The 25,201-nt window shown below is 40.6% G+C and carries 18 protein-coding genes; 15 read left to right on the top strand and 3 right to left on the bottom strand.

The genetic code is table 11. From position 1 onward, the window contains the following. Nucleotides 1-3: 3 nt before the first annotated feature. A complete protein-coding gene (gene polA / locus C4F40_RS19420) occupies nucleotides 4-2,802 on the bottom strand; it encodes a DNA polymerase I (RefSeq protein WP_196941079.1) in 2,799 nt (932 codons plus the stop codon). 119 nt (nucleotides 2,803-2,921) lie between these two features. On the opposite strand from polA, the gene rsgA reads away from it, so the two are divergent. The 5 genes from rsgA to C4F40_RS19395 all read left to right on the top strand — a co-directional run bounded on the left by rsgA (nucleotide 2,922) and on the right by C4F40_RS19395 (nucleotide 10,922). Beyond that, nucleotides 2,922-3,842, top strand: a complete 921-nt coding sequence (gene rsgA / locus C4F40_RS19415) for a ribosome small subunit-dependent GTPase A (RefSeq protein ID WP_196941078.1) — start codon at nucleotides 2,922-2,924, stop codon at nucleotides 3,840-3,842. Between the two features lie 115 nt (nucleotides 3,843-3,957). After that, on the top strand, nucleotides 3,958-5,763 hold the full coding sequence (locus C4F40_RS19410) for a hypothetical protein (protein ID WP_196941077.1): 1,806 nt from the start codon (nucleotides 3,958-3,960) through the stop codon (nucleotides 5,761-5,763). Between the two features lie 110 nt (nucleotides 5,764-5,873). After that, nucleotides 5,874-7,580 carry a TrkH family potassium uptake protein gene (locus C4F40_RS19405; RefSeq protein ID WP_231390148.1) on the top strand — a complete coding sequence of 569 codons (1,707 nt, stop codon included), beginning with the start codon at nucleotides 5,874-5,876 and terminating at the stop codon, nucleotides 7,578-7,580. Nucleotides 7,581-7,600: 20 nt separating this feature from the next. Continuing rightward, nucleotides 7,601-8,287: a potassium channel family protein gene (locus tag C4F40_RS19400; RefSeq protein ID WP_196941075.1), complete on the top strand. Its 687-nt coding sequence runs from the start codon at nucleotides 7,601-7,603 to the stop codon at nucleotides 8,285-8,287. Between the two features lie 163 nt (nucleotides 8,288-8,450). Then, nucleotides 8,451-10,922: a YfhO family protein gene (locus C4F40_RS19395; RefSeq protein WP_196941074.1), complete on the top strand. Its 2,472-nt coding sequence runs from the start codon at nucleotides 8,451-8,453 to the stop codon at nucleotides 10,920-10,922. A 683-nt stretch (nucleotides 10,923-11,605) separates the two neighbouring features. On the opposite strand, the gene C4F40_RS19390 is transcribed toward C4F40_RS19395, so the two are convergent. Next, on the bottom strand, nucleotides 11,606-12,202 hold the full coding sequence (locus tag C4F40_RS19390) for a ribonuclease HII (protein ID WP_196941073.1): 597 nt from the start codon (nucleotides 12,200-12,202) through the stop codon (nucleotides 11,606-11,608). Between the two features lie 149 nt (nucleotides 12,203-12,351). Here C4F40_RS19390 and C4F40_RS19385 point away from each other — a divergent pair, with 149 nt between their 5' ends. The 4 genes from C4F40_RS19385 to fabD all read left to right on the top strand — a co-directional run bounded on the left by C4F40_RS19385 (nucleotide 12,352) and on the right by fabD (nucleotide 18,189). Further along, nucleotides 12,352-13,086 carry a hypothetical protein gene (locus tag C4F40_RS19385; protein WP_196941072.1) on the top strand — a complete coding sequence of 245 codons (735 nt, stop codon included), beginning with the start codon at nucleotides 12,352-12,354 and terminating at the stop codon, nucleotides 13,084-13,086. Between the two features lie 25 nt (nucleotides 13,087-13,111). Then, nucleotides 13,112-15,919 (top strand): outer membrane beta-barrel protein, encoded by a 2,808-nt coding sequence (locus C4F40_RS19380; RefSeq protein WP_196941071.1) that lies wholly within the window; start codon nucleotides 13,112-13,114, stop codon nucleotides 15,917-15,919. A 92-nt stretch (nucleotides 15,920-16,011) separates the two neighbouring features. Next, complete coding sequence (locus tag C4F40_RS19375; RefSeq protein WP_196941070.1) at nucleotides 16,012-17,244, top strand: M16 family metallopeptidase; 1,233 nt, start codon at nucleotides 16,012-16,014, stop codon at nucleotides 17,242-17,244. A 54-nt stretch (nucleotides 17,245-17,298) separates the two neighbouring features. Continuing rightward, entirely contained in the window at nucleotides 17,299-18,189 is an 891-nt protein-coding gene (gene fabD, locus C4F40_RS19370; RefSeq protein WP_196941069.1) for an ACP S-malonyltransferase, read from the top strand. Between the two features lie 9 nt (nucleotides 18,190-18,198). Here fabD and C4F40_RS19365 read toward each other — a convergent pair whose 3' ends face one another. Further along, the gene (locus C4F40_RS19365; RefSeq protein ID WP_196941068.1) at nucleotides 18,199-18,927 is read right to left on the bottom strand and encodes an RDD family protein; all 729 of its coding nucleotides are present in this window, start codon (nucleotides 18,925-18,927) and stop codon (nucleotides 18,199-18,201) included. 91 nt (nucleotides 18,928-19,018) lie between these two features. Between C4F40_RS19365 and C4F40_RS19360 the strand changes: the two genes are divergently transcribed. From C4F40_RS19360 to C4F40_RS19335, 6 genes are read left to right on the top strand one after another with little or no spacing between them, the layout of a single operon-like run. After that, nucleotides 19,019-19,981, top strand: coding sequence for a stage II sporulation protein M (locus tag C4F40_RS19360; RefSeq protein ID WP_196941067.1), 963 nt, complete (start codon nucleotides 19,019-19,021; stop codon nucleotides 19,979-19,981). After that, on the top strand, nucleotides 19,972-20,877 hold the full coding sequence (locus C4F40_RS19355) for an ABC transporter permease (RefSeq protein ID WP_196941066.1): 906 nt from the start codon (nucleotides 19,972-19,974) through the stop codon (nucleotides 20,875-20,877). Before C4F40_RS19360 ends, C4F40_RS19355 begins: the two co-directional genes overlap by 10 nt. After that, the gene (locus tag C4F40_RS19350) at nucleotides 20,870-21,655 is read left to right on the top strand and encodes a DUF4129 domain-containing protein (protein ID WP_196941065.1); all 786 of its coding nucleotides are present in this window, start codon (nucleotides 20,870-20,872) and stop codon (nucleotides 21,653-21,655) included. Before C4F40_RS19355 ends, C4F40_RS19350 begins: the two co-directional genes overlap by 8 nt. Further along, entirely contained in the window at nucleotides 21,652-22,851 is a 1,200-nt protein-coding gene (locus C4F40_RS19345) for a DUF4350 domain-containing protein (RefSeq protein ID WP_196941064.1), read from the top strand. The genes C4F40_RS19350 and C4F40_RS19345 overlap by 4 nt, the downstream gene beginning before the upstream one ends. After that, nucleotides 22,848-23,852: an AAA family ATPase gene (locus tag C4F40_RS19340; RefSeq protein WP_196941063.1), complete on the top strand. Its 1,005-nt coding sequence runs from the start codon at nucleotides 22,848-22,850 to the stop codon at nucleotides 23,850-23,852. The genes C4F40_RS19345 and C4F40_RS19340 overlap by 4 nt, the downstream gene beginning before the upstream one ends. Further along, nucleotides 23,853-25,181, top strand: a complete 1,329-nt coding sequence (locus C4F40_RS19335; RefSeq protein WP_196941062.1) for a DUF58 domain-containing protein — start codon at nucleotides 23,853-23,855, stop codon at nucleotides 25,179-25,181. The last annotated feature ends 20 nt before the right edge of the window (nucleotides 25,182-25,201 follow it).

The raw sequence follows: 25,201 nt of genomic DNA, 5'->3' as shown, positions 1-25,201 counted from the left end.
ATTCTAATGTGCTTCCAACCAATTTGAACCTGTCCCGATTTCGACCTCTATTGGTACGCGCATCGGGATCGCTGATTTCATTCTATCAAATATAATACTTTTAAATTCTTCTATCTCATGTTTAGGGATATCAAATACCAACTCATCGTGCACCTGCATAATCATCTTGCCCGATAATTTTTTATCCTGGATGTCTTTTTGAATGTTGATCATAGCCACTTTGATCATATCGGCGGCAGATCCTTGAATTGGTGCATTTACTGCATTTCGCTCTGCAAAGCCCCTCACCGTCATATTTGCTGAATTGATATCACGAAGGTACCTACGACGTTTTAGAATCGTCTCGACATAACCATTTTCTTTGGCAAATTCTATTGCTTTAGACATGTAGGTGCGGATACCGTGGTACTGTCCAAAATATTGATCGATTATTTCAGCAGCCTCTCGACGGGGGATACCTAAGCTTTGGGAAAGCCCAAAAGCAGACTGCCCATAGATGATTCCAAAATTGACTGCTTTGGCATTACGTCGCTGGTCGGAGGTAACTTCATCCAGATCTATTCCATATACTCTGGCTGCCGTTGCACGATGGATATCATGCCCCTGTATAAACGCTTCGAGCATGTTTTCGTCTTGACTCAATTCTGCCATAATGCGGAGCTCGATCTGCGAATAATCGGCAGATAGGATCACGTGATCGTCAGCTCTAGGGATAAATGCCTTGCGTACCTCGCGTCCTTTTTCTGTTCGGATCGGGATGTTCTGTAAGTTAGGGTTTGTCGAACTCAAACGTCCTGTAGCGGCTACAGCTTGATTGTAGGATGTATGAATGAGGCCGGTGTCTGGGTTGATCAAACTAGGCAGGGCATCCACGTAGGTGGATTTAAGCTTCTGCAATTGTCGAAAGTCCAATATGTCCTTCACAATATCTGATTTGTGCGCGAGTGCAGATAACACGTCTTCCCCGGTTTTATATTGTCCTGTTTTTGTTTTCTTTGCCTTCGGATCTAATTGAAGCTTATCAAACAAGATTTCCCCAAGTTGTTTTGGAGATGCAATATTAAACGTTACGCCCGTTTTTTCATATATCGTGCGCTCAAGTACTGCGATGTCGCACGCTAAGGATTTGGAAAAAGTCCGGAGTGTGTCGATATCTATTTTTACACCTGTTTTTTCCATTTCGGCTAAGACATAGACCAAAGGAAACTCTACTTGGTTAGCAAGGTCTCTGGTAAATGTATTTTCCAACAGGGGTTTGAATTTTTCATGAAGTTGCCAGGTAATATCTGCATCTTCGCTTGCATATTCTTTTATTTTTTCGATTTCCACATCGCGCATGTTGCCTTGATTTTTACCTTTTGCGCCGATTAGTTCTGTAATGGATACTGGACTGTAGCCAAGATAGGTTTCCGAAAGGATATCCATGCCGTGGCGTGTATCGGGATCAATAAGGTAATGGGCCAGCATAGTGTCAAATAATGGGCCACGTATGCTTACGTTGTACCTGGACAGAAGAAGTAAATCGTATTTGACATTCTGTCCGATTTTTTGAACCGCGGGATTTTCGAAAACAGGTTTGAAGGTATCGACAACGGCTTGTGCTTCTTCTTTGTCGCGCGGTGTAGGAACGTAATAGGCCTTGCCCGCCTCAAATGCAAAGGATAAGCCGACAATCTCTGCCTGCAGTGCATCCAGGCTAGTGGATTCCGTATCGAAACAGAAACCGGGCTGGGCAGCGAGAAGGCTAGCTAGTTTTTCTATTTCCTGAGGGGTATCGACTAAGATGTAATCGTGAACGGTATTTGAAATGTTAAATGAAGGAGATACCGGTGTTGGTATTTGTATGCTGCTATCCACTGGTGTCTCACTGATCGCTGCAAACAGATCCATCTGTCCGTTAGTAGATTTGGAGGGAGAATCAACGATGGTAAAATCGTCCCCGAATACACGTTTGCCGAGTGTTCTAAATTCCAGCTCTGCAAACAGCGGTTCCAAAAGTTCCTTATTCGGTTGATCTAATGCCAGGGCTTCCTCATCTAAATCGACGGGAACATCAAGCAGTATCGTAGCTAGTTTTTTAGAAATTAATCCTTGCTGCGCAAAATTTTCAACATTTTCTTTCTGCTTTCCTTTAAGTAGACCTGAATTGGCAATCAATCCCTCTACAGAGCCAAACTCTTGGACTAATTTTTTTGCGGTTTTTTCACCAATTCCAGGTATTCCCGGAATATTATCCACAGCGTCGCCCCAGAGGCCTAGAATGTCTATAACTTGGCTCACATCCGTTATTTCCCATTTTTCAAGTATTTCGGGAACACCTAGTACCTCAGCTCCATTGCCCATGCGTGCGGGTTTAAGAATGAAAATCGATTCTGAGACCAGTTGTCCAAAATCTTTATCGGGCGTCATACAGTACACGGTAAACCCTTCTTTTTCTGCTTTTTTTGCCAAAGTGCCGATGATATCGTCTGCCTCGTAGCCATCCATCGTAATAATCGGAATGTTAAAACCCTCGATGAGACGAAAGATATAGGGTATTGAGGTTGCCAGATCTTCGGGCATTTCCTGACGGTGTGCTTTATAGGCTTCAAATTCTAAATGACGGTTAGTGGGAGCAGCAGTGTCAAACACAACCGCAATGTGCGAAGGCTGATGATTTTTTAATACTTCCAATAGGGTATTGGTGAATCCCATTATTGCACCGGTGTTCAGACCGTAACTTGTCAATCTCGGCACCTTATTTAATGCAAAGTATGCTCTATAAATCAGAGCCATCCCGTCTAATAGAAATAATTTTTTCATTAAAACTGTTATTTATCCGTGTTGACACAAAGGTAATAAAATAGGTGCTAGCTTGATATTAATAATTTTTTGCGACTTTTGTATTAGGATATGATGGATAAATCGGTAAGTTTAAAAGTATGAGAGGACTAGTTACAAAATCTACCGGAAGTTGGTATCAGGTTTTGGGAGAAGACGGGGAGCAATACGATTGTCGCATCAAGGGAAAATTTAGAACCAAAGGGATCAAGACTACAAACCCTATTGCCGTGGGCGATTGGGTGCATTTTGATTTAGAACCCGATCAGGCAAGTGGTGTCATCAACGTATTAGAACCGCGTAAAAACTATATAATCCGTAAATCTGTAAACCTTTCTAAGCAAACACAAATCATCGGGGCGAACCTAGACCAGGCTATTTTAGTGGTAACATTGGCCTCTCCCCCCACTTCCCTGGGGTTTATTGATCGTTTTTTAGTGACTGCGGAGGCCTACGATATCCCTGCTATTTTGGTATTTAATAAATTGGATTTGTTCAGCGACGAAGGTTTGGAAATATTGCGGGAATACAAATCGATATATGAGAATATTGGATATCCGTGTTATGAGGTGTCGGCCATGGAGGGAACGAATATAGATGCAATTCGTTATCTGTTGAAAGATAAGGTAACCTTGGTATCTGGACACTCTGGTGTTGGTAAGTCTACCTTGGTAAACAGGATTGTACCCGGGGTGGAATTGAGAACGGGCAACATCTCTGATTGGTCGGACCAAGGTAAGCACACGACAACATTTGCCGAAATGATCGATCTGCCATTTGGCGGTAAATTGATTGATACGCCCGGAATTCGTGAATTGGGAATAGTGGATATCGAAAAGCGGGAACTATCCCACTTTTTTCCTGAGATGCGGCAATTGATGAACAAATGCAAATTTAATAACTGCCGACACTTAAATGAACCGGGCTGTGTGGTATTGGAAGCCGTGGAAGAAGGTGATATAGAATCTTCTCGTTACGATAGCTACATTAGTATATATAATAATGAGGATACGCGACGATAAGCATACCTTTAATTAAAACAAAAGATATTTTTTTTTGTTTAATGAAAAGTTGGGTGAATCGAGCCGGATTATGAAATATCCATGATGCCAACAGAAAAAAGCAAGTTATATACATATGAAACCAATCTGGAAATGGATACTCATCATTCTGGCACTCCTGCTTTTGACAGTAGGTGGCGTGCTATGGTACTACGGGAGAAATTGGAAACCTATCCTAGAAACCAAGCTTAAGGAAGTGGTGCACAAGTCCTCAAATGGACTGTATACATTAACCTACGACGATTTGGATCTCAACATCGGATTGGGAAATGTTACGCTTCGTCAGGTCGAATTGATTCCCGATTCTGCGATTTATCAGCAAATGATAACGAATCAATCTGCGCCTGATAATCGTTTTCATATCAAACTTAAGGCCTTGAAGATTAGGAGATTTAGTTTGTGGGATGTGCTAAGAAGCAGGCAGTTGTATATTAAAAGCATCTTTCTTGAAGAACCGGAAATTCATTTAATGTCGGAACAGCACGCTTTCAACGACACCCTATCCACCGAACCCAAAAAGACGCTTTACGAAAGCATAGAAAACATCTTCACTTCCGTGAACGTGCGCGATGTGCAATTGGATAATGTTAAGTTTACGTATTCAAAGCTCAACGCTGGAAAATCCACTGGAGTCGAACTTAATAAGGTTACGGTTAAAATACATGACGTTTTAGTCGACAAAACGTCGATTGGTGATTCTAGCCGTCTTTTCTACACTAAAATGATCGATGTACACGTCCCGGGATTTGAATACGATCTTTCCGATGGTTTCTATAAGTTGAAGTTTGACGACTTAAGCATTAATACAAAAGACCAGAATCTCTTATTGACCAAGTTTGCTTATGAGCCCAAAATGGCTAAATCTGCTTTTTTTAAGCAGAAGAACAGAAATATCACGATGACGATTCTGAAGTTTGATACGCTACGTCTTGAACATTTGGATTTCAAGCAATTGTTAGAAGATCGAAAAACGATTGCCAGTAGCGTAGAATTAAAAAATGGAATCGTTGACTTATCAAACGATAAGCGATACCCCAAATATCCCAAGAATAAAATAGGGCGTTCTCCTCACCAACAGCTAATGAAGCTGAATAGCCTGATTCGGTTGGATACTGTTTTTGTAGATAACGTGACCATTACGTATCATGAATTTAGTGCTAAATATGGGAAAGAGGGTTCTATTAGCTTTAATAATGCGAAAGGTAATTTGACGAATGTAACGAATGATACGTCGGTACTTAAAAAGGACAAGTTTATGCGGGCGGACCTCTCGGCAAAAATCATGAATTCGGGAAGCTTACACGCGAAATTTGGTTTTGACATGTTGAGTAAGAATGGTTACCATACCTATAAGGGTAGTGTCGGAGCGATGAATGCCACAGCATTCAATCGTATTTTGAAACCGCTGCTAAATGTCGAATTGGCTTCAGGAAATATGAAGAAAGTGACTTTTGATATGGAGGGCACTGATCATAGGAATTGGGGTGATTTTAGATTCGATTACAACAATTTAAAAATTAATCTCCTTAATGAACAAGAAAAAGGTAAAGCGCAGACGTCTAAAAAGATAATTTCCTTCTTGGTGAATCAAATTATCATCAACGATAGCAATCCCGATGCAAATGAAATCTACCACGTAGGCAAGATTAACTACAAGCGTGACCCGGAGCATACCTTCTTTAAAACGCTATGGCAAAGCTTGCTGGACGGTATAAAGCAAACAGCGGGCATAAGCCCCGAACGGGAAGCGAGATTAACGGGGACTGCAGCTAAGGCTCAGGAAGCGGTAAAAGAATCCAATTCGGCAGTCAATAAAACAAAAGGTTTTATAAGAGGTATATTTAAGAAAAAAGACAAGCCAAAGAACGATGACGAAAAGTAAACACAGTTTAATATTCCTATGTTTGTGTTATGGAGGTTCTCGTTAGCTTTTTAAAGTTTGTATTCACATATCGAAAAAAAGTAGTTGATCAAATCATGCTCTATGTGAGCATGATTTGCGCATTTACAGTCATTGTGCACGTGGGATACATTACGGACGCTGGCATAGCGTTGAAAACGGGAACGGCAATTCTGTACATGTTCTACGGTTTGTTTGTGTTAGAACTTATCCGTATTGCATCTTCGATTTTTGTGTTAAAAAAAATAAACGTTTCCAATTATTCCGGGATTCTCGTTATTTTTTACTTTTTTTTTATCATGGTTTCCCGGATTTCGACTGAGCCTATCCTATCCTTTTTTGCGAAAGATGAGTGGTTGTACGTGGGAATCGCTGTCGTGTTTTTATCTGAGTTATCTAAAAGTAGCCTCTTCTTCGACAATTTTTATTTTAATCCGACGATATTATTCGTCATCAGTTTTCTGGGCCTTATTCTGATAGGTACTGTTTTACTCATGCTTCCAAGAACGACTTTAATTGCGCCCCTGAGTTTTGTAGATGCTTTTTTTATGGCGACAAGTGCAGTATGTATCACCGGGTTGACAGTGACCGATATCTCTGCCAACTTTTCGCTATTTGGACAGGGGATCATTATGCTACTGATACAGGTTGGCGGTCTGGGGATCATGACATTCACCGGTTTTTTTGGCTATTTTTTTTCTGGCGGATTTTCGTTTAAAAATCAGCTGATGTTTGGAGAAATATTAGGAGAGAAGAAATTGAATGCAGTCATATCGACCTTGCTAACCATTATATTCATCACGCTACTCTTCGAGTTTATCGGAGGGATATTTATTTTTATTTCACTCGACAATGTGGCGTTCAGTAGTTTAGGAGAAAAGGTTTTTTTCTGTGCTTTCCATGCGATCTCTTCTTTTTGTAACTCGGGTTTTACCGTTATCAAGGACGGGGTAATGAATGATACCTATAGATACAATTACGGTTTTCAGATTGCGCTTTCTGCTATCTTTGTTTTTGGTAGCCTGGGATTCGGTACGGTATTCAACTTTTACACTTATTTTAAGGCTAAGTTTAAAGGACTTGTGGATACGGTAATCTTTAATAAAAAATATATTCATAAACCGCAGGCTTTTACCTTTAACTCTAAATTCATACTTACCTGTAATTTGATCGTAATGGTGCTGGCGACTGTTTCGTATTTTGTCATGGAACAGCATCATACCCTGATCGAAGATCGTACGGCTATAGGAGAATGGATAACGTCTTTTTTCATGGCAAATGCTTCGCGATCTGCAGGATTTAATAGCGTAAATCTAAATTTGGTGAGTGCTCCTACCCTGATTATGATGACGACATTGATGTGGATAGGCACTGCGCCTGGTTCTACTGGCGGTGGAGTAAAAGTAACTACGGTGGCTATTGCATTGATGAATATATTGTCCTTGGCGAGGGGAAAAGATTCTCTGGAGATTTATAAAAGAAGGATTGCCCCTGAATCTGTCAACAAGGCTTTCGCTATTATTATCCTTTCGGTAGTTACCATCACGTTCTCTTTTGTGTTACTGAGTTTTACAGAGCCAGAAAAGGAAATGAAAATGCTCCTCTTTGAGACGATATCGGCGTATACGACCTGTGGCCTAAGTCTCGGTGCCACACCTTCGCTAAGTAGCTCGGGTAAGATAATCTTGGCGTTCACGATGTTCGTGGGGCGGGTGGGTACATTAACATTACTCGTGGCATTTATAAAGAATATTAAGAACAAGAGTTATATTTATCCATCTGAAAAGATATTATTTTGATGGTTTAGAGGAGAATTTTGATGAAATACATTGTTTTAGGCCTAGGGCATTTTGGGAGATCATTGGCGATTCATTTGACCGAATTAGGGCACGAGGTGATTGCTGCAGATAAAAGTCTCAGCATTGTTGAACAGTTGAAGGACCGGATTACCCATACCGTATGTATGGACACAACGGACAAGGAGGCGGTAGGTGCATTGCCGCTGAAAGATAGCGATGCGGTGATAATAGCGATAGGCGAAGATGAGGGAGCCTCTTTGCTTACCACAGCACTGATTAAGCAGTTTAATGTAAAGCGGATCATTGGAAGAGTTGTCTCTGATTTGCAGAAGACCGTATTGGAAGCCATGCAGATTGATGAATATATTATGCCGGAGGAAGAAGCGGCCGAGCGCCTGGCACTTCGCTTAGATAATATTGATATCGTGGATTCTTTCAAGATCTCGGACAAATACAGTATTATAGAGACCAAAGTCCCCGCTAAGTATATCGGACTCACGTTAAAAGAGGCAGATTTGACGAATAAGTATAAGGTGATTGTTTTGACCACCTTACATCTATCAGAGAATACACAGAAAGGAAAGAACGCTGTGAGCAAAAAAGCTTCTGGAATCGCTAAATCGGATACGATATTACGTGAAAGCGATTTGTTGGTATTATTCGGTGAGCTTTCTGATATAAAAAAAATGATTGAAAAAGGAAACTAGCTTTTTATAGTTAGGGAATATTAAAATCATTTATCTATTTTTGGCCATACGGAAAAAGCATAACCATTAAATTATACATGAACCATCGTAAAGATAGCAGTTGCACACGGCAAAGTAATATGCTTACGATAGCTTCATCACTTTTAAAAAGAAAATGTATCTGATGAAAAACTGGTTTAAGGAGAACTCGACACATCTTATTATAGTTGCCATATTTATATTATTGGTAATTTTTTATTTTACGCCGTTATGGCAGGGTAAGGCCTTGGCCCAACATGACGTTGTACAGGCTTTAGGCAGTCAGAAAGAGCTCTTCGACTATAAGGCGAAAGACGGGCATGCTCCCGAATGGACAAACTCCATGTTTGGCGGTATGCCTACTTACCAAATATGGTATGAACACGCGTCAAACGTAACGACTTATATCAATAGGGCGATTAAATTAGTGTTCCCATTGCCGGCTGATGTAATATTAATTTACCTTTTGGGTGCATATTTTTTGCTTAGTGTACTGCGTGTAAAACCGTGGTTAGCGGCCGTAGGTGCCATTGCGATTACATTTTCATCCTATAATTTTATTTATATTGAAGCAGGGCATGTGAATAAGGCATATGCCATAGCGTATATGGCACCCATAATAGGAGCTATTATCCTATGTTATAGAGGCAATCGATTATGGGGATCTGTTTTATTGGCGGTTTTCTTGTCTTTGGAGATTCGAACCAACCATATTCAGATGACGTACTATTTGTTTATTGCTATGTTGGTTTTGGTTGGTTTTGAGTTGTATTATGCTATTCGTGATAAGAAGCTGCCCAAATTTGCACAAGCAACTGCAGTGCAGTTGGCCGCAGCGGTAATCGCGGTGTTGGTGAATGCTTCGGTGCTATTCCCGACTTATGAATACAGTAAACTGACCACCCGAGGTAAAGCGAATATTGTGAAGGTTGAAGAAGGTGCGAAAGATGGTGGTCTGGATAGGGAATATGCCTATGCCTGGAGCCAGGGAATCGGTGAAAACATGACCTTTCTTATTCCAAACGCATACGGAGGTAAATCACAGGGTGTTCTCGGTAAAGAGTCGAATGCCGTTAAGTTTCTTACGGGCCTTGGTGTCCCCGAAGGACAAGCGGTACAGTTTGCGCAATATATGCCAACATATTGGGGTGAGAAACACTTGGGTACTTCGGGACCGTGGTACTTTGGAGCTGGGATTTTCTTTCTATTTGTATTGGGAATTATAATTGTTAAGGATCGCTTGAAGTGGTGGATCCTTGCTGCCTCTGCTCTCGTTGTTTTATTGGCTTTGGGGCGCCATTTTCCATTGGTATCTGATCTCTTCTTCGACTATGTGCCTTTATATAATAAGTTTAGGGCAGTAGAATCTATTTTGGTCATTGTTTCTATTCTTATTCCGCTCCTAGCTATTTTGGCGGTACAGGAGCTGATGGATCGGACACAGGAGATACCGAAGTTGGACAAGAAAATCTTGTATACGTTTATAGGCGTGGGGGGATTTTGTTTGCTCATAGCTCTTTTACCTGATCTGTTTTTGAATTTTAAATCGTCCAATCACAGCGAACTTGTAGCGGGATTAGGCCAACAGCTTGGTGATGCGAATATGGGACAGCAATTGGGCAGTGCATTAGTAAAGGATCGTTCAGCGCTGGCCTCCGCGGATGCGTGGCGCTCCCTATTCATTGTGACTTTAGTCTTCGCATCAGTATGGGGATTGTACAAGAAGAAGATTACGTCTACGGTGTTTGTGGCTATTTTAGGTGTAGTAACATTGGTAGACTTATGGTCGGTGGATAAACGATACTTGAACGAGAATTCGTTTATGGAAGAAAGGCTGACGAAAAGGCCAATCGATGAGAAGGAAGTGGATCAGTTGATTCGAATGGATAAAGACCCAAGTTACCGGGTGTTGGATTTAACAACAAACCCGTTCTCAGATGCACATGCATCCTATTTTCATAAGAATTTAGGGGGTTACCACGCTGCGAAATTGATGCGTTTTCAAGAGATCTTGGAACATCAATTTAATGGTGCCATCAATGAAGATGTATTGGATATGTTCAACGTACGGTATATAATGACGAAAGATGCTTCTAATGGTGCCGAACGTATCCAAAGGAGAAGTACTGCCGCGGGGAATGCTTGGTTCGTAGATAAGGTGACTTTCGTAAAGGATAATGCGCAGGAAATGCAGGCCATCAGTAGCTTTAACCCATTAAAAGAGGCGTTTGTGCATGAAGAGTTTAAAAATAAAATTAACGCGGGTCGTTTGGGACAGCCTGGGAATGCAGCGATAAAGTTGGTGAGCTACCACCCCGATACGTTGAAATATGAATATTCCTCGCCTCATGATGCTTTTGCAGTATTCTCTGAAGTATATTATGAAAAAGGATGGAAAGCGTATATTGATGGTGAAGAAGTGCCTATTTTGCGAGCGGATTACATATTGAGAGCATTACAACTCCCAGGAGGAAATCATAAGGTTGAATTTATTTTTGCTCCTTCGACGATGCGCATTAGTAATTTAGTTTCTTTAATCGCTTCTATTGTTTTAGTTGTTGGACTGATTGCTGTCGTATGGTATACGAACAGAAAGCGACAGCCTAAAAAGGCATAAGGAGGGATTCGATAGAGATATTAAGGAAAAGAGATTTTTGAATACGGAAGAAATATGTCTTTTCGGTTTTCTGTGGTGTATTATTGGGGTTAAAAGGAGGTATTAATTTAAACAGTTTGTCGCTCGCCGCGACAGGGCCTTCATTTTTTCTTTGATAAAAAACGAAGCAAAAAATCAAGGCTGATACCGTATTTGTCGTTTCGGCGACGCGATGATGCAGTGCACAGCTCTTAGGCCGCCACCGCTCTGCCCCACGGCAAGGGCTGAGATCTGCTTGGCTGAGTGCTAATTGTAAGCTTCTGCAACGCATCATCTGCTGCCTGCACGTCCAAATCCGCTAAGGCCGTCTTTTTTCAATTCAGCTGAAGTATTATAATAATCATATAACAATGCACTATCCTTACATGCCCGACAAATGTCGCCTTAGCCATTTGCCTTTTGCAGGAGGAGGCACTAGCCAACGTGGCAAATGGGTACAGCGACGACTTTTGCTTCTTTTGAGAGAAAAGAAGGAAGCCCTGCCATGGCCAATGGCGGACAGGTGGAGCGAGGGACAAAAGACACCGATTAAATTATACCTTCCTTTTTATTACCCCCAAAAGTTGTATCCAAACCAATCTGCAATCCTTCCTTCCTTCCTTCCTTCCTTCCTTCGATTTGTAAGGTGGATGATATCGTGTTTTTTAAAAGAGTTTTAACTGTGGATCGGTAACACGGAATGTCTTGCGGTGATGGGGTGTGAAACCATGCTGCAATACGGCATTACGGTGCGCTATGGTAGGGTACCCTTTATTTGATTTCCAATTGTAGGACGGATACTCTCTCGCTAGGCCGGTCATGAAATCATCCCGATAGGTTTTTGCTAAAATAGAAGCTGCAGCTATCGAAAGGTATTTTCCGTCTCCTTTTATAATGCACTCATGTGTTATATCCTGATAGGGAATAAACCTATTGCCATCGACAATAATGAATTCTGCTTTTACGGCTAATGCATCTAGTGCTAAGTGCATGGCCTTGTATGAGGCATTATGAATGTTGATTTTATCTATATCCTGTGGTGAGACGCTGGCTACGGCAAATGCCAGTGCTTCATTCTCAATGATGGGACGTAACTCCATGCGTTTTTTTTCCGACAGTTTCTTAGAATCGTTCAATATGGGGTTACGGTAGCCGGATGGGAATATTACGGCGGCGGCAAAAACAGGTCCTGCAAGACAGCCACGTCCTGCTTCATCACAGCCGGCTTCGATATATGTATGTTGAAAATGAGATAGTAACATCGTATTATTGTGCAAAGTGTAACTTATCTGTGATATAATGTCGTTAACATTAATTTACGTTACTTATTTGTTCTTTTGTACAAAGATATGGACTTGTTTAAAATAAGTTCCACAGTTTTTGTTATTTAAAAATACAGATAAATTCAACGATGAATAAATTTTGGGCATTATTAGTTGTAGGGTGCTTACCATTTGCGTCTTTTTCACAAAAGAAAAAGTCGGAAGTGTATACTTTTCAATCGATACCCAATATCACGGTGGATGGTGCGCTAGACGAATGGAAAGATCAACTAGTTCCTGTAGAAGGTGACGCTTGGTCATTCGGTGTCGTGAAGGAGGAAAATAAATTGTTGGTTGCAGTGCATGTCCAAGATCCTATGTTGAGGCAGGAAGCCATCCGAAATGGCATCATTGTGAACATTAGTTATACGGGTAAAAAGAAAGATGGAGCTCAACTGATATACCCTTTTCCAGATAGGGAGCGTTTGCGTGCATTGGCTCAGATCGAAGACCTAAATGTTTCCGCATTTCGGCAGGAGCTATTAACTAGTTCCAGGGGGTACTATGTAACGGGCTTTTCAAAGGTGGTTGACGGGCTTCTTTCTTTTGAAAATAGCTATGGTGTCAAAAGTGTTGTAAAACTGGATAGCAATGAGAATCTCGTGTATGAGTCGGTGATTCCCTTAGATCTTATTCAGTTTAAGGAAGATGAGATTGCGATCCAGCTTGTGGTCAACAATAGCTTTGCCCGATTACAGAAAATGGCAAAAAATAGGTCTATCAATACGTCTTACCCCATGTATGGTAGAGTCCAGCCCACGACATCCGTCCGTAATCCCTATAAATTCAAAACGGATGTGTGGATCTTTGGTAAAGTGAAATAGTAAAATGAAGAGAAAATCAAATAATATGAGTCGTTTATTAAAATCCTTAATTCTTATCTTCTTGTTAACGGGTACGGGTTCTATACGTGCGCAGACGGGAAAGATAGTGCAGGGTATGCTGAGAGATTCGCTTTCACGTATAGTGGCTGGAGCTTCGGTGTTATTGGTGTCGGATCAAGATTCGTTAGGGACAAGTTCTTCCCAAGCGGGTATATATACATTTAATAATGTAAAGGGTAATCAGTTTAAAATCCGTATTGTAAGTTTGGGATTCGAGGCTTTCGAAAAAGAATTTACCTTTCCGATAGGTGAACAGAAAATGATTATCCCGTCTTTTGAGCTTAAAGGGATTCCAAACATGCTTGAGGAGGTCGTCGTCAGTGGGGTTCTTACGGTACAGGTAAAAGGTGATACAGTGGAATATGGAACCAAAGATTTAAAATTAAGAGAGGGTTCTGTCGCAGAAGATGCGCTGAAAAAATTGCAGGGGGTAGAAGTCGATAAGGACGGAAACGTCACCGCGCAAGGTGAAGCAATTACAAGAGTACGCATCAATGGGAAAGATTTCTTTGGTGGAGATGTAAAAACAGCTACTCAAAACCTGCCTGCAAATATTATTGATAAAATCCAAGTCGTGGACGATTACGGGGATATGGCTAATATTACTGGAAATAAATCAGGAGAGTCAACGAAGGTACTGAATATCCAAATCGACCCGCAATATAATAACGGGTATGCAACTACCCTGCGCGTTGGCGGAGGCACCGAAGAACGTTACCAAGCCACAGGAATGGTCATGGGTTTTAGAGATAAGACACAAGTTTCTTTTTTAGGTAATCTGAATAATATGAACGCTAATCTTTTCGACTTCAATTCCATGGGTGGTGGTGCGCGTGGTCGTCAGGGTGGTGGCGGTGGCCGTGGTGGTAGCGGAATGTTCGGTGGATCCGAAGGTATTACCAACACCGGATCGCTCGGGTTGAATATCCGTCACGATTTTAGCGACAAATTAAAAGTCTACGGAAGTTATTCTTTCGGGCGGGACGATAATAATACCCTTTCTAATTCATTTACTGAATACATAGGCCAAAACCTGACGGAAGAATCCGATCAAGATAATAATAGTATTCGCGCTAACCATCGTTTTGAAGGAAATTTGGAATGGAATATTTCGGATAGGGATTATATTAAATTGACACCTCAAATTGGGTTTAATAAAAATAGTGCCGATAATCAATCTAATTCAACTTTTTATCAGGACGGTTTGTTGGATAATATTCAGGAGCAAACGTCAGTTAGCGATGTGAATTCTCCGCGATACAACTTTTCGGGATTGTATAATCGGAAGTTAAATGATAAGGGGAGAAATTTGTTTTTCAACTTTAACTACGATAATGCGGTAACCAAAAATGAATTAGACCAAGTTTTGGATCGTTTGGTTTATGATCCTGCTAATCAGGATGCACCTATTAACGATATTTATGAACAGACATTACGTGAAGTAGAAAATAAAAGTTGGAATGCGGGGGCTACTTTATCCTACCTAGAGCCATTAACGGATAAAAGTAAATTAGAAATATCATATGATTTAAATACAAATGATTATGACAACTCCAATCATCAAAGAGGAGTGGATGAGGAGGGCAATCCATTAACTACACCTGGTTTAAACTATGCGTACGATTACGACTATAAGTTTACAACGCATCGTGTAGGCGCAAGCTATATGTTTGAAAGCGATAAGATCAAATACTCTTTAGGCGCATCTGTACAACCCTCACAGTTGAAAGGTGACGCGTTCTCGGCAACCGAAACGGCACGAATTGATCGCTCTAATTTTAATGTTATTCCGATCGCTAGATTTGAATATAAGTTCTCTAGGCAGTCTAACTTGACGTTGAATTATTCTGGTCGTTCGTCAGAGCCAGGAGTTTCACAAATTCTCCCCTTTGAGGTGTCGACTAACCGAACAAATATTACTATAGGTAATCCAGAGTTAGATCCAGAATTTAGGCATTCGATGAATTTGCGTTTCCGCTCTGGTGATTTTCAACAAGGGAAAACATTTTTTGCCATGCTCCGGGCAGAGCTAACACAAGATAAGATCGTATCATTGAATAGACGCTATACTGTTGATGGCGATGGTTTATACCAACAGGTAGGTTATAAAAATGAATCCGATCCGATTTATTCAATTAACTCTTTCTATCACTATGGTAGATCGTTAAAAGAGAAAACATACAATATTATGTATGGAGGTGGGGTAAGCTTTAACAAGGGCATTTCTTATTTGAATACCAACGTTACCGGAGGCGAATTTCTAAAAGCTGTAACAAATAATACCGTATTTAACCAAATGTTGTTTTTCCGTTACAATCCCTCAGAAAATTTAGAAATTAATCCTGGGATACGTTATGCTTACAATATCACGAATTCTACATTGCAAGATTTTGAATCACCAAATACGTCTAAGTTGACGCCATCTATCATTGGTTCTGTAAATATTACCCCCACTACAATCTTTGGAGCTGACTTGTCTAAGGAGTTTAATAAAGGATACCGTACGGATGTAAATCCTTTTATAATCAATACGTATATAGAACAACGGTTTATGAAGGATCAACGTGCCACGATACGTTTGCAGGGGTTTGATTTATTAAACCAACAAACAAATATTAATCGCTCGGTTGGCGAAATCTTAACAGATAGCAGAACGAATCGATTAGCACGGTACTTCATGCTTACCTTTACCTTCAAACTACAGAAGTTTTCAGGTATGGCTCCTGATACGGGCAATTCATTCCCGGGAGGAATGCGCCGGCCTAGAATGTAATTATGCTTGCAATAGCACGAACGGCCGAAGGATACTTCGGCCGTTTTGTATTTAATTACGTAGCTTTGCGAACATTTTAATTTCATTTTTCCATGCAGGAATTAAATCTTATCCGATTGGATAACGGAATACGCATATTATTACACCAACAAGATTCTTCGATTACCCACACGTGTATGATCGTGAATGCGGGGTCGCGTCATGAATTGGAGGGAAAGTATGGTGTTGCCCATTTTATTGAACATTTATTGTTTAAACGTACAGAACGGCGTTCTACCAATCAGATCTTAAATCGTTTGGAACAGGTAGGCGGTGATCTGAATGCGTATACGACCAAAGAATATACCTGCATCCATGCATCGTTTTTGAATCCCTATTTGGAGAGAGCGTTAGATTTATTTGAAGACGTACTTTTCCATTCCACTTTTCCCGAACATGAAATGGAAAAAGAAAAAAGCGTGATATTGGATGAAATAGCCTCTTACCTGGATAGCCCGGAAGAGTCTATTATGGACGATTTCGAAGATCTACTTTTTGCAAACTCTGGTTTAGGGCATAATATCTTGGGATTGGAATCAGATCTGAAGGCCATTGCCAAAAAGGACGTCTATGATTTCATGCTTTCCAATTACGATACCGAGGAAATAATCATCGCGGTAGCAGGTCGTTATACCAAAACGCAAATGGAGCGCGTCGCCAACAAAATATTTGGTAAAATTACGAGAAACGTACCGGCCAAGAAAAATGATCTGGTTGGGAGGAGCGAATCGAATACGATCATTGTGCATAAACCAATTAATCAGGCTCATTATATGCTTGGTAAGCAGACGTTCGGCATTTACGACGACCGCAAGACGGCCATGTTATTGCTCAACAATATGCTTGGCGGTATCGGAATGAGTTCGATCTTGAATCTGGGAATTCGTGAAAAGCACGGCATTGCCTACACCATTGAATCAAATTTAACGCTTTATAGTGATGCCGGTAATTTTAGTATTTATCTGGGTACAGATGAGGAGAAATTAAATAAGGCCGTACGTTTGGTTAAAAAAGAACTTGATACCCTGAAAAGTCAACCCATCTCGCCCTACCAGTTGCAACGTGCCAAGCATAAGTTTAAAGGACAGATCGCGCTGGCCGAAGAAAATCGCATGAGTATGATCATTGCGGAGGCGAAAAACATGATCGACTACAATAGGGTTATATCGCTTGAAGAGGTATTTCTAAAGATAGATGAAGTGCGCGCAGCGGATATTCTGGCCCTATCGCAAGAGTTTTTAGACGAGTCAACGATGGTATCTCTGGCTTTTGTACCTGAAGATTGATAGATTGCACCGTTATGACTTTTATTTTTTAATTTTGACTTTTTAATTTTTTGGATGAAAACAGCATATATTTTTCCAGGTCAAGGTGCTCAGTTTGTAGGGATGGGGCAAGACCTATACACTTCGAACGAAGAATCAAAAGCTTTATTTGAGCAAGCGAATGGAATATTAGGATTTCGCATTACGGATATCATGTTTAGTGGTACTGATGAGGACCTGAAGCAGACTAATGTTACACAGCCCGCGATATTTTTACATTCGGTTATCCTGGCCAAAGCTCTGGGAGCGTCTTTCAAACCTTCAATGGTGGCAGGACACTCATTAGGAGAGTTCTCTGCATTGGTCGCTGCAGGTGCATTGTCTTTCGAGGATGGCCTAAAACTAGTGTCGAAACGTGCTAATGCGATGCAGAAAGCATGTGAGTTAGAACCTTCGACCATGGCGGCAATATTAGGCCTAGACGATGAGACGGTAGAAAAGATCTGCGCGCAGATTGAAGATATCGTTGTAGCAGCGAATTATAATTGTCCGGGACAGCTGGTAATTTCGGGATCAATAGCTGGTGTTGACAAGGCTTGTGCATTATTGACAGAGGCTGGTGCCAAGAGGGCCTTGAAATTAAATGTCGGTGGTGCTTTCCACTCTCCTTTAATGGAGCCAGCGAAAGTCGAGTTGCAGGCTGCAATTGAAGGTACAGAAATCAAAGCGCCTGCTTGCCCAATTTATCAAAATGTAGATGCTAAGCCATATACAGATCCGGCACAGATAAAAGCTAATTTGATCGCTCAACTGACCGGGGCAGTACGATGGACACAAACTGTTCAGCATATGTTGACAGATGGAGCGGAAGCTTTTGTAGAAGTTGGTCCGGGTAACGTACTACAGGGATTGGTAAAGAAAGTAGATAGACAGGTGCAGACATCGTCGGCGTCGACCTCTTTATAATAGATTAGGTTATTTGTCTCTATATATGTAATAGTGATCTTGTATAACAAGTGGTATAAAATCTTCGGGCGCAAGCTGTGATTTTATACCCAACAGGATCTCAACACGTGTAGCAAGTGCTAAAACAATACTGTAGTTTTTTCGACTTTTTGCGGTTTCAAAAATATCTTTGATCTGGTTGACATCCTGGTCTGTTAGCCTGACTACCTCTGGGTAGGTGACCCGGTGTTCCGCTGTTAGCTCTTCAAACAGCGTTACCTGTAAGTTTAAATCTTCTTTAACACTAATTACAGTCGTATCAGCGGCTAAGTCGCCAAGTCGTTGGCTATTCTTCGTGAGAATGATGCTGAGTATTCCTAATCCGCCCATACTAAAGAAGATATCAACAGTATTGCTGATCCAACGGATAAAATATTGATAGAACGTGGCGCGTGTTCCATCAATCTTTACGACTTTTACCTTCATTAGGCGCTTACCCACGGTCTGGCCTTCCATAGCCGTTTCCAGAATGAGTGTGTAAAAAATAGCCGGAAGAGAGGATAAGGATACGATACCCATTATCAGCCAATTGTCTTTGCTGTCACGAAGTCCGGAGAAAGTAAGCAGAAGGAATGTAAATATAAAATACGCCATGATAATACCATAATCAACAGCAAAAGCCAGCACCCTCGCCCCCAAGGAAGCTAATTTGTATTCAAATTTTACGTTTTGTGGGGTGTTAATGTACAGCTTGTTCATATCACATAAACTTAGCTAAATTAGCTTTTATATGCAACTTGTAAATGCAAAGCATTTTATCTAAGTTTGAATAGGTACTTAAATTTAAATTATGCGGGAAGCATCCTTTATCGAACGAAATAAAGAAAAATGGGTGTCAATTGAGAATAATTTGGCAAATAAATCTGAGGTTGATCCCGATATTCTTGCAACAAATTATATTGAACTCACCAATGACCTAGCGTATGCACAAACATTTTATCCGAAAAGTAAGACCAATATATATTTGAATGAGTTGGCAATTCGTTCGCACCAAATCATTTATAAGGATCAAAAATCCTCCAATAATAAACTAGCTCATTTCTTTCAATACGAAATATACGAAGCAATTTGGCAAATTCGGCGACCGATGATCTATTCATTGTTGCTCTTCTTGTTAGCGAATACGATAGGATTTGTTTCATCCCGGTACGACGAGCATTTTGTTCGTTTGATAATGGGAGATACCTATGTTAATATGACTATCGACAATATAAAAGCGGGTAACCCTGCTGCCGTATATCAACAGGGCGATAGCTTTGGGGGTGCACTTTTTATCACCATCAATAATATTAAAGTAGCATTCTTAGCTTTTATCTACGGTATTTTTCTAAGCATAGGAACGGGCTTTATTCTTTTTAGCAATGGAATAATGGTTGGGTCGTTCCATTATTTATTTTATAAATATGGTGTGTTCCAGGAAGCATTGACCGCTATCTGGATACATGGCACGATAGAACTGTCTGTTATCGTCGTCGCAGGTGGCTGTGGACTAGCGATAGGAAACAGTATTTTGTTTCCGAAATCATATACGCGGTTAGACTCGTTCAAAAGAACGACCAAACGAGCGGCTAAGGTGTTGATTAGCACGATTCCTTTTTTCATAGTTGCTGGGACTTTAGAGGGCTTCGTGACGCGATATTACCAGGTTTCGGTGTGGCTAAGCATCTTCATTATCACCTTATCGCTGTTGGCGATCGTATATACTTATATTATCAAACCGAGGCAAATGGCAAAAAAACACGAATGGATTTAATGGATTTTGAATTTAAACGGGAACGCAAGCTCGGAGAGTTTGTTCAAGATTTCATTAATCTGCTTAAAATTATTTTGGGGCACTGTGCTAAAGTAATGATTCGGCTTTTATTCGTCCCTGTTTGTCTCATGGTATTGGTTTCCTATTATATTTCTACGAAATACAATCTATCTGCGGAATTCTCTGTTGATCTGTTTTTTAATATTGGATTTGCGTTTATCATACTTTCGATTACGGCGCTGGTCGCTTTTGGATTTGCAATAGAGTACTTTCTATTGATCCGCGATACGCGTACACTCGAATTTGACGAAAGGGATGTGTGGAGAAATTTTAAAGAAAATATAGCAAAGTACATACGGTTTTTATCTGCGGCATTTATTGTCTCCATTATTGCTGTTATTCCGATCGGAATCGTAACTTTTTTAAGTGTCTTTATTCCATTGGTAGGATCTGTAGGATTGGGTATATTTTACGCGATGATCGGCTTGTGGTACTTTTGTGCGTTTTTACTCTATAGAGAGGGATACGACGATTTAACAGATTGTTTCCTGTCATCTTTTTCGGCGTTAAGAAAGAGGGTTTTTGAATACGGAATAGCGTCTTATGTGGTGAGCTTTTTGTTCCAATCGTTGCTCAGCTTAGTCGTCCTGATCCCTTCTCTTCTTATTGGTTTGATTGCTTATAATTCACTGGAATTTAATTCCGATTTTTTTAATACATTCTATGGTAGAATACTGGTGTCATGTGGAGGAAGCTTGTTGACGCTATTTAGTATTGTATATGCCATGCTAGCAGTTATGAGCTACGGAATCATTTATGAGACAGCGAAAGAGCTGAAGTATGGAGAGGATATCTTTGAGAAAATTTCTAAAATCGGAAGGAGTAATCATGGATAGATTATTGCTGTTGCTGTTGCTCTGTTTAACCCATTTCCAGTCTTTTTCTCAACAGTTTGAGATTCTCGAAGATGACGAATCTGCCGATACGGTAGAGGTACGCGAGTATTGGCGAAGCAGATATTACGATTCCATACCGTCTGCGCCTTATTTGGCGAATACGAATACACAAACCTTTGAACAATTGATTGCTAAATATCAGGAAGAAGATTTTGTGTATTCTGAGAGCGTAGCACAGAAGATGACCTTTATAGATACGATCTGGAATCGTGTTGTAAAGTTGTTGGAAGATTTATTCCCGAAATCTAAAACCACTGTCAACAGGACCTTTTTTTATATACTGGGTGCGATAGGTGCTGTAATATTTTTATTTTTGATGTATAAGCTCATCTTCAATAAAAATAAATTGATCGCCTATTTGGAGGATGAAGAAGTTGGCGACGGGAAGCAAGTCCAGTTTGTCGAGCGGAACTTAATGCATATTAATGTGCAGGATTATATTCATGATGCATTAAAAAATGGAAATTTCCCGTTGGCCATTCGATACCAACAACTACTCAATATTCAAATACTCTCGCGAAAAGGTGTTATCGATTGGAAGCATACCAAGACGAATATGGAGTTGCAGGAAGAAATAGATAATGCGGAATTGAAAAGGGAGTTTCGAGCGTGTGTTGCGATCTTTGACCATGTTTGGTTCGGAGAATTTCCGATCGGGGAAAAAGAGTACGAGCATTATGTGCAGATATTTCAACAATTTCAAAAGAGGTGGGCATGAACAAGGGGATAATTATTGCCTTTATTATTATTGTATTGGGAGGAATAGCGCTCATTGATGCTGGAACAAGACGACCGATAAATTGGACGCCAACCTTCGATCAGCGCGACAAAGTACCGTTTGGATTGTATGTGCTACATCAGGAACTGTCGTCTATTTTTGGCGCTGAAAGGAAAATCAATGATACTGAAGATGCCACTTACGAAGAGATTGAACGACTTGACAGCCTCAAAGCGTATAATACTGCGTTAATCGATATTCTTGATTACGGTACTTATGGTGATACGAAGATGGAGCCGCTCTTAAAATTTGTGCATGGGGGCGGTGAAGCATTTATCTCTACGCTGTATGTTGACGAATGGCTATTGGATACATTGGGAGTAGCTCAGGAAGAGTTGCGTTACTCGATTTTTTTTCCTTCGGATAAAAATGTAATGTATTCATTGGCGGGTGATACGGCACGCATCCGATTGGAAAAAGTAACGGATTTTACGGTATTCACTAAGTTGAACAGTAAGAACTGTACTATTCTGGGGAATTTGCACGCGCGGGGCAGGGTGATGCCTAATTTTATTAAAGTATCCTTTGGTAAAGGATACTTCTTTTTGCATACTTCTCCTTCGGTATTTACGAATTATAATATGTTGACCGAATCAGGTTACCACTATTCGAGTAAAGCGTTACAGGTGGTCACCCATAAAAATATACGCTGGATCGACAACTATTACGATAGCAGCGTGTCGCGGTCGCCACTTCGTGTCGTACTCTCTCAATCCGGTTTTCGACAGGCATGGTATCTATTATTGGTAGGATTACTATTGCTGCTGATTTTTAAAAGCAAGCGCGAACAACGCGCTGTAAAGATTTTCAGGCCAGAACCGAATCTTTCAAGAGACTTTGCCAAGACCATCGGCACACTATATTATGAAAATGGAAAGCCCGGAAATATTGTTCTCAAAAAGATTGATTACTTTCTGTATGCAATTCGGAACAGCTATCAGTTGGAAACATTGGAGCTGATGAACCCGGAGTTCATTAGACAGCTTTCACGTAAATCAGGAGTGGAGATAGCGGAAACACAATCTTTGCTAACACATATCGATCAATATAGGCGTCGGGAAACTTTTACCGTGGAAGATGTTAAATTGATTAACTACATTATAGAAAACTTTAAAAGTAAAGCGAATATCATATGAACGAATTAGAAAATATACCGGAGAAATATACACCAGCTTTCGAGAATCGAATAGATGTAGCGCTGTTGCAGTCCAAATTTGACGAAGTACGCCGAGAAGTGAAGAAGGTGATTATCGGACAGGACAAGGTGATCAATATGTTGTTGGTTTCTATTCTTGCCGGAGGACATTCGTTAATAGAAGGTTTGCCTGGAGTGGCCAAAACACTCATCGCCAAACTGATTGCGAAAACAATTAGCAGTGAATTTAAACGCATCCAATTTACACCCGACTTGATGCCTTCCGATGTTACCGGGTCTGCGATTTTAGACTTGAAGACAAATGAATTCGAATTTAAGAAAGGTCCTATTTTCGGGAATATTGTACTTATCGACGAAATTAACAGGGCTCCTGCTAAGACACAGTCGGCGTTATTTGAATGCATGAGCGAAAATCAGGTCACAGTGGATGGACATACCTATCTTTTGACTCCACCTTTTCTTGTTTTTGCTACACAAAATCCAATTGAGCACGAAGGGACTTACCGGTTGCCGGAAGCTCAATTGGATCGGTTTTTATTTAAAATTGATGTACATTACCCGGCATATGAACAGGAGCTCGTAATATTAAGGGAGCACCACGCGCAGAAGACAAAAAATAAAGAAGATCTTGTACAGCCGGTACTTTCGATTGATGAGCTTATTCATTTCCAGCATCTGGTAAAATTGATTTATGTGCATGAAGACATTCTCCAATATATCGCGCAAACGATACAACAAACACGTGTAGATCAGAACTTAACTTTAGGTGCGTCTCCTAGGGCATCTATTGCTATTTTGGAATCTTCTAAGGCTTTTGCAGCGTTACAGGGGCGCGATTTTATCACGCCTGATGACGTGAAGTATGTAGCACCCGCTGTGCTTGGACATCGCGTACAGCTCACGCCGGAGAAGGAGATGGAGGGATTTTCCGCGGAATATATTGTCCGTCAGATCATTGAAAGTGTAGAGATTCCTCGGTAAATGAAGATTTTTAAGAGGTTATATATCACGAATCTGTTTTTCTATATTCTGTTGGGTATTGTGGTTCTATATGTTATTTCGGCCTATATACCGGGATTTCGCTTTGTGGTGGATATACTCCTGTGGGGTTGGTTTGGAGTTTGTGCGTGGGATCTCCTTATTTTATATTTCCCCAGAAATAGGATAATATTGCAAAGGAGGTACCCGGAGAAATTGTCAAATGGAGATGCGAATCCCTTTTCCCTTTTAATTACGAGCTCCTTTCCATTAATGGTACGGGTTAACGTACTGGAAGAGTTTCCGGAACAATTGCAACTTCGGGATAATGAATTCTATATTTCAATCAAAGCACTCGGCACAAAAGAAATTCAGTTTGAGTTGACACCTGTAACACGTGGAACATATCAATTTGGTGTCTGCAATGCATTAGTAAAATACATAGGATTATTTAAACGTAAGTTTGTACTGGACGAAAACCGGGTTATTCCTTGCTACCCGTCTTTTATTCAGATGCGGAAATATCAATTATTAGCGACGACCGACCGTCTTGTAGAATTGGGAATAAAACGCATTCGCAAGATTGGATCCACACTGGAATTTGATCATGTACGGGAATATGTGCGCGGCGATGAATATAAGCATATGAATTGGAAAGCGTCGGCCAAGCACAGTAAGCTAATGGTAAATCAATTTCAGGAAGAGAAATCCCAACCGATTTATTCTTTTATCGATACAGGGAGAGCTATGCGGATGCCCTTTAGTGAAATGACCTTGTTGGATTATGCAATCAATGCTACGCTGGTGCTGTCAAATGCAGCGATATTAAAGCAGGACCGGGCCGGTATGCTTACCTTTTCAAAACACATCTATAATCACGTGCCTGCGGAGAAGAGAAACAACCAGATTCGAAAGATATCCGATGTGCTATATGGTGTTTCTACGCTATTCGAAGAGTCCGAATTTGGAAATCTCTATGCTTTTGCGCGACAGCGCATCAATAAGCGTTCCCTGATATTCATATACACCAATTTTGAAACCTTAGACTCTTTACGCCGACAGCTAACTTATCTCAGGATGCTCCGAAAAAGCCATATTGTCGTTGTCGTGGTATTTAAGAATACAGAACTGGTAGATATGGCGAGGGAACCGGTTTCCAAAGTGAGTGATATTTACAATAAAATTATTGCCGAAAAATTTGTCTACGAAAAGCAATTAATTGTTCAGGAACTCAATAGGAATGGTTTACAAACCATCTATACAAATCCAGCGGATTTGAGTATTAACTCAATAAATAAATACTTAGAATTAAAGGCACGAGGCCTGATTTAAGCTTTCGCTATAGATTAACT

The organism is Sphingobacterium pedocola, from assembly GCF_015209965.1.
Lineage (GTDB): Bacteria > Bacteroidota > Bacteroidia > Sphingobacteriales > Sphingobacteriaceae > Sphingobacterium > Sphingobacterium pedocola.
This window is presented reverse-complemented; position numbering and strand designations above follow the sequence as displayed.

What these genes read in the sequence shown, in the direction of transcription:
- polA (WP_196941079.1), bottom strand. Translation starts at nt 2,802, where the DNA reads ATGAAAAAATTATTTCTATTAGACGGGATGGCTCTGATTTATAGAGCA.
- rsgA (WP_196941078.1), top strand. Translation starts at nt 2,922, where the DNA reads ATGAGAGGACTAGTTACAAAATCTACCGGAAGTTGGTATCAGGTTTTG.
- C4F40_RS19410 (WP_196941077.1), top strand. Translation starts at nt 3,958, where the DNA reads ATGAAACCAATCTGGAAATGGATACTCATCATTCTGGCACTCCTGCTT.
- C4F40_RS19405 (WP_231390148.1), top strand. Translation starts at nt 5,874, where the DNA reads ATGATTTGCGCATTTACAGTCATTGTGCACGTGGGATACATTACGGAC.
- C4F40_RS19400 (WP_196941075.1), top strand. Translation starts at nt 7,601, where the DNA reads ATGAAATACATTGTTTTAGGCCTAGGGCATTTTGGGAGATCATTGGCG.
- C4F40_RS19395 (WP_196941074.1), top strand. Translation starts at nt 8,451, where the DNA reads ATGAAAAACTGGTTTAAGGAGAACTCGACACATCTTATTATAGTTGCC.
- C4F40_RS19390 (WP_196941073.1), bottom strand. Translation starts at nt 12,202, where the DNA reads ATGTTACTATCTCATTTTCAACATACATATATCGAAGCCGGCTGTGAT.
- C4F40_RS19385 (WP_196941072.1), top strand. Translation starts at nt 12,352, where the DNA reads ATGAATAAATTTTGGGCATTATTAGTTGTAGGGTGCTTACCATTTGCG.
- C4F40_RS19380 (WP_196941071.1), top strand. Translation starts at nt 13,112, where the DNA reads ATGAGTCGTTTATTAAAATCCTTAATTCTTATCTTCTTGTTAACGGGT.
- C4F40_RS19375 (WP_196941070.1), top strand. Translation starts at nt 16,012, where the DNA reads ATGCAGGAATTAAATCTTATCCGATTGGATAACGGAATACGCATATTA.
- fabD (WP_196941069.1), top strand. Translation starts at nt 17,299, where the DNA reads ATGAAAACAGCATATATTTTTCCAGGTCAAGGTGCTCAGTTTGTAGGG.
- C4F40_RS19365 (WP_196941068.1), bottom strand. Translation starts at nt 18,927, where the DNA reads ATGAACAAGCTGTACATTAACACCCCACAAAACGTAAAATTTGAATAC.
- C4F40_RS19360 (WP_196941067.1), top strand. Translation starts at nt 19,019, where the DNA reads ATGCGGGAAGCATCCTTTATCGAACGAAATAAAGAAAAATGGGTGTCA.
- C4F40_RS19355 (WP_196941066.1), top strand. Translation starts at nt 19,972, where the DNA reads ATGGATTTAATGGATTTTGAATTTAAACGGGAACGCAAGCTCGGAGAG.
- C4F40_RS19350 (WP_196941065.1), top strand. Translation starts at nt 20,870, where the DNA reads ATGGATAGATTATTGCTGTTGCTGTTGCTCTGTTTAACCCATTTCCAG.
- C4F40_RS19345 (WP_196941064.1), top strand. Translation starts at nt 21,652, where the DNA reads ATGAACAAGGGGATAATTATTGCCTTTATTATTATTGTATTGGGAGGA.
- C4F40_RS19340 (WP_196941063.1), top strand. Translation starts at nt 22,848, where the DNA reads ATGAACGAATTAGAAAATATACCGGAGAAATATACACCAGCTTTCGAG.
- C4F40_RS19335 (WP_196941062.1), top strand. Translation starts at nt 23,853, where the DNA reads ATGAAGATTTTTAAGAGGTTATATATCACGAATCTGTTTTTCTATATT.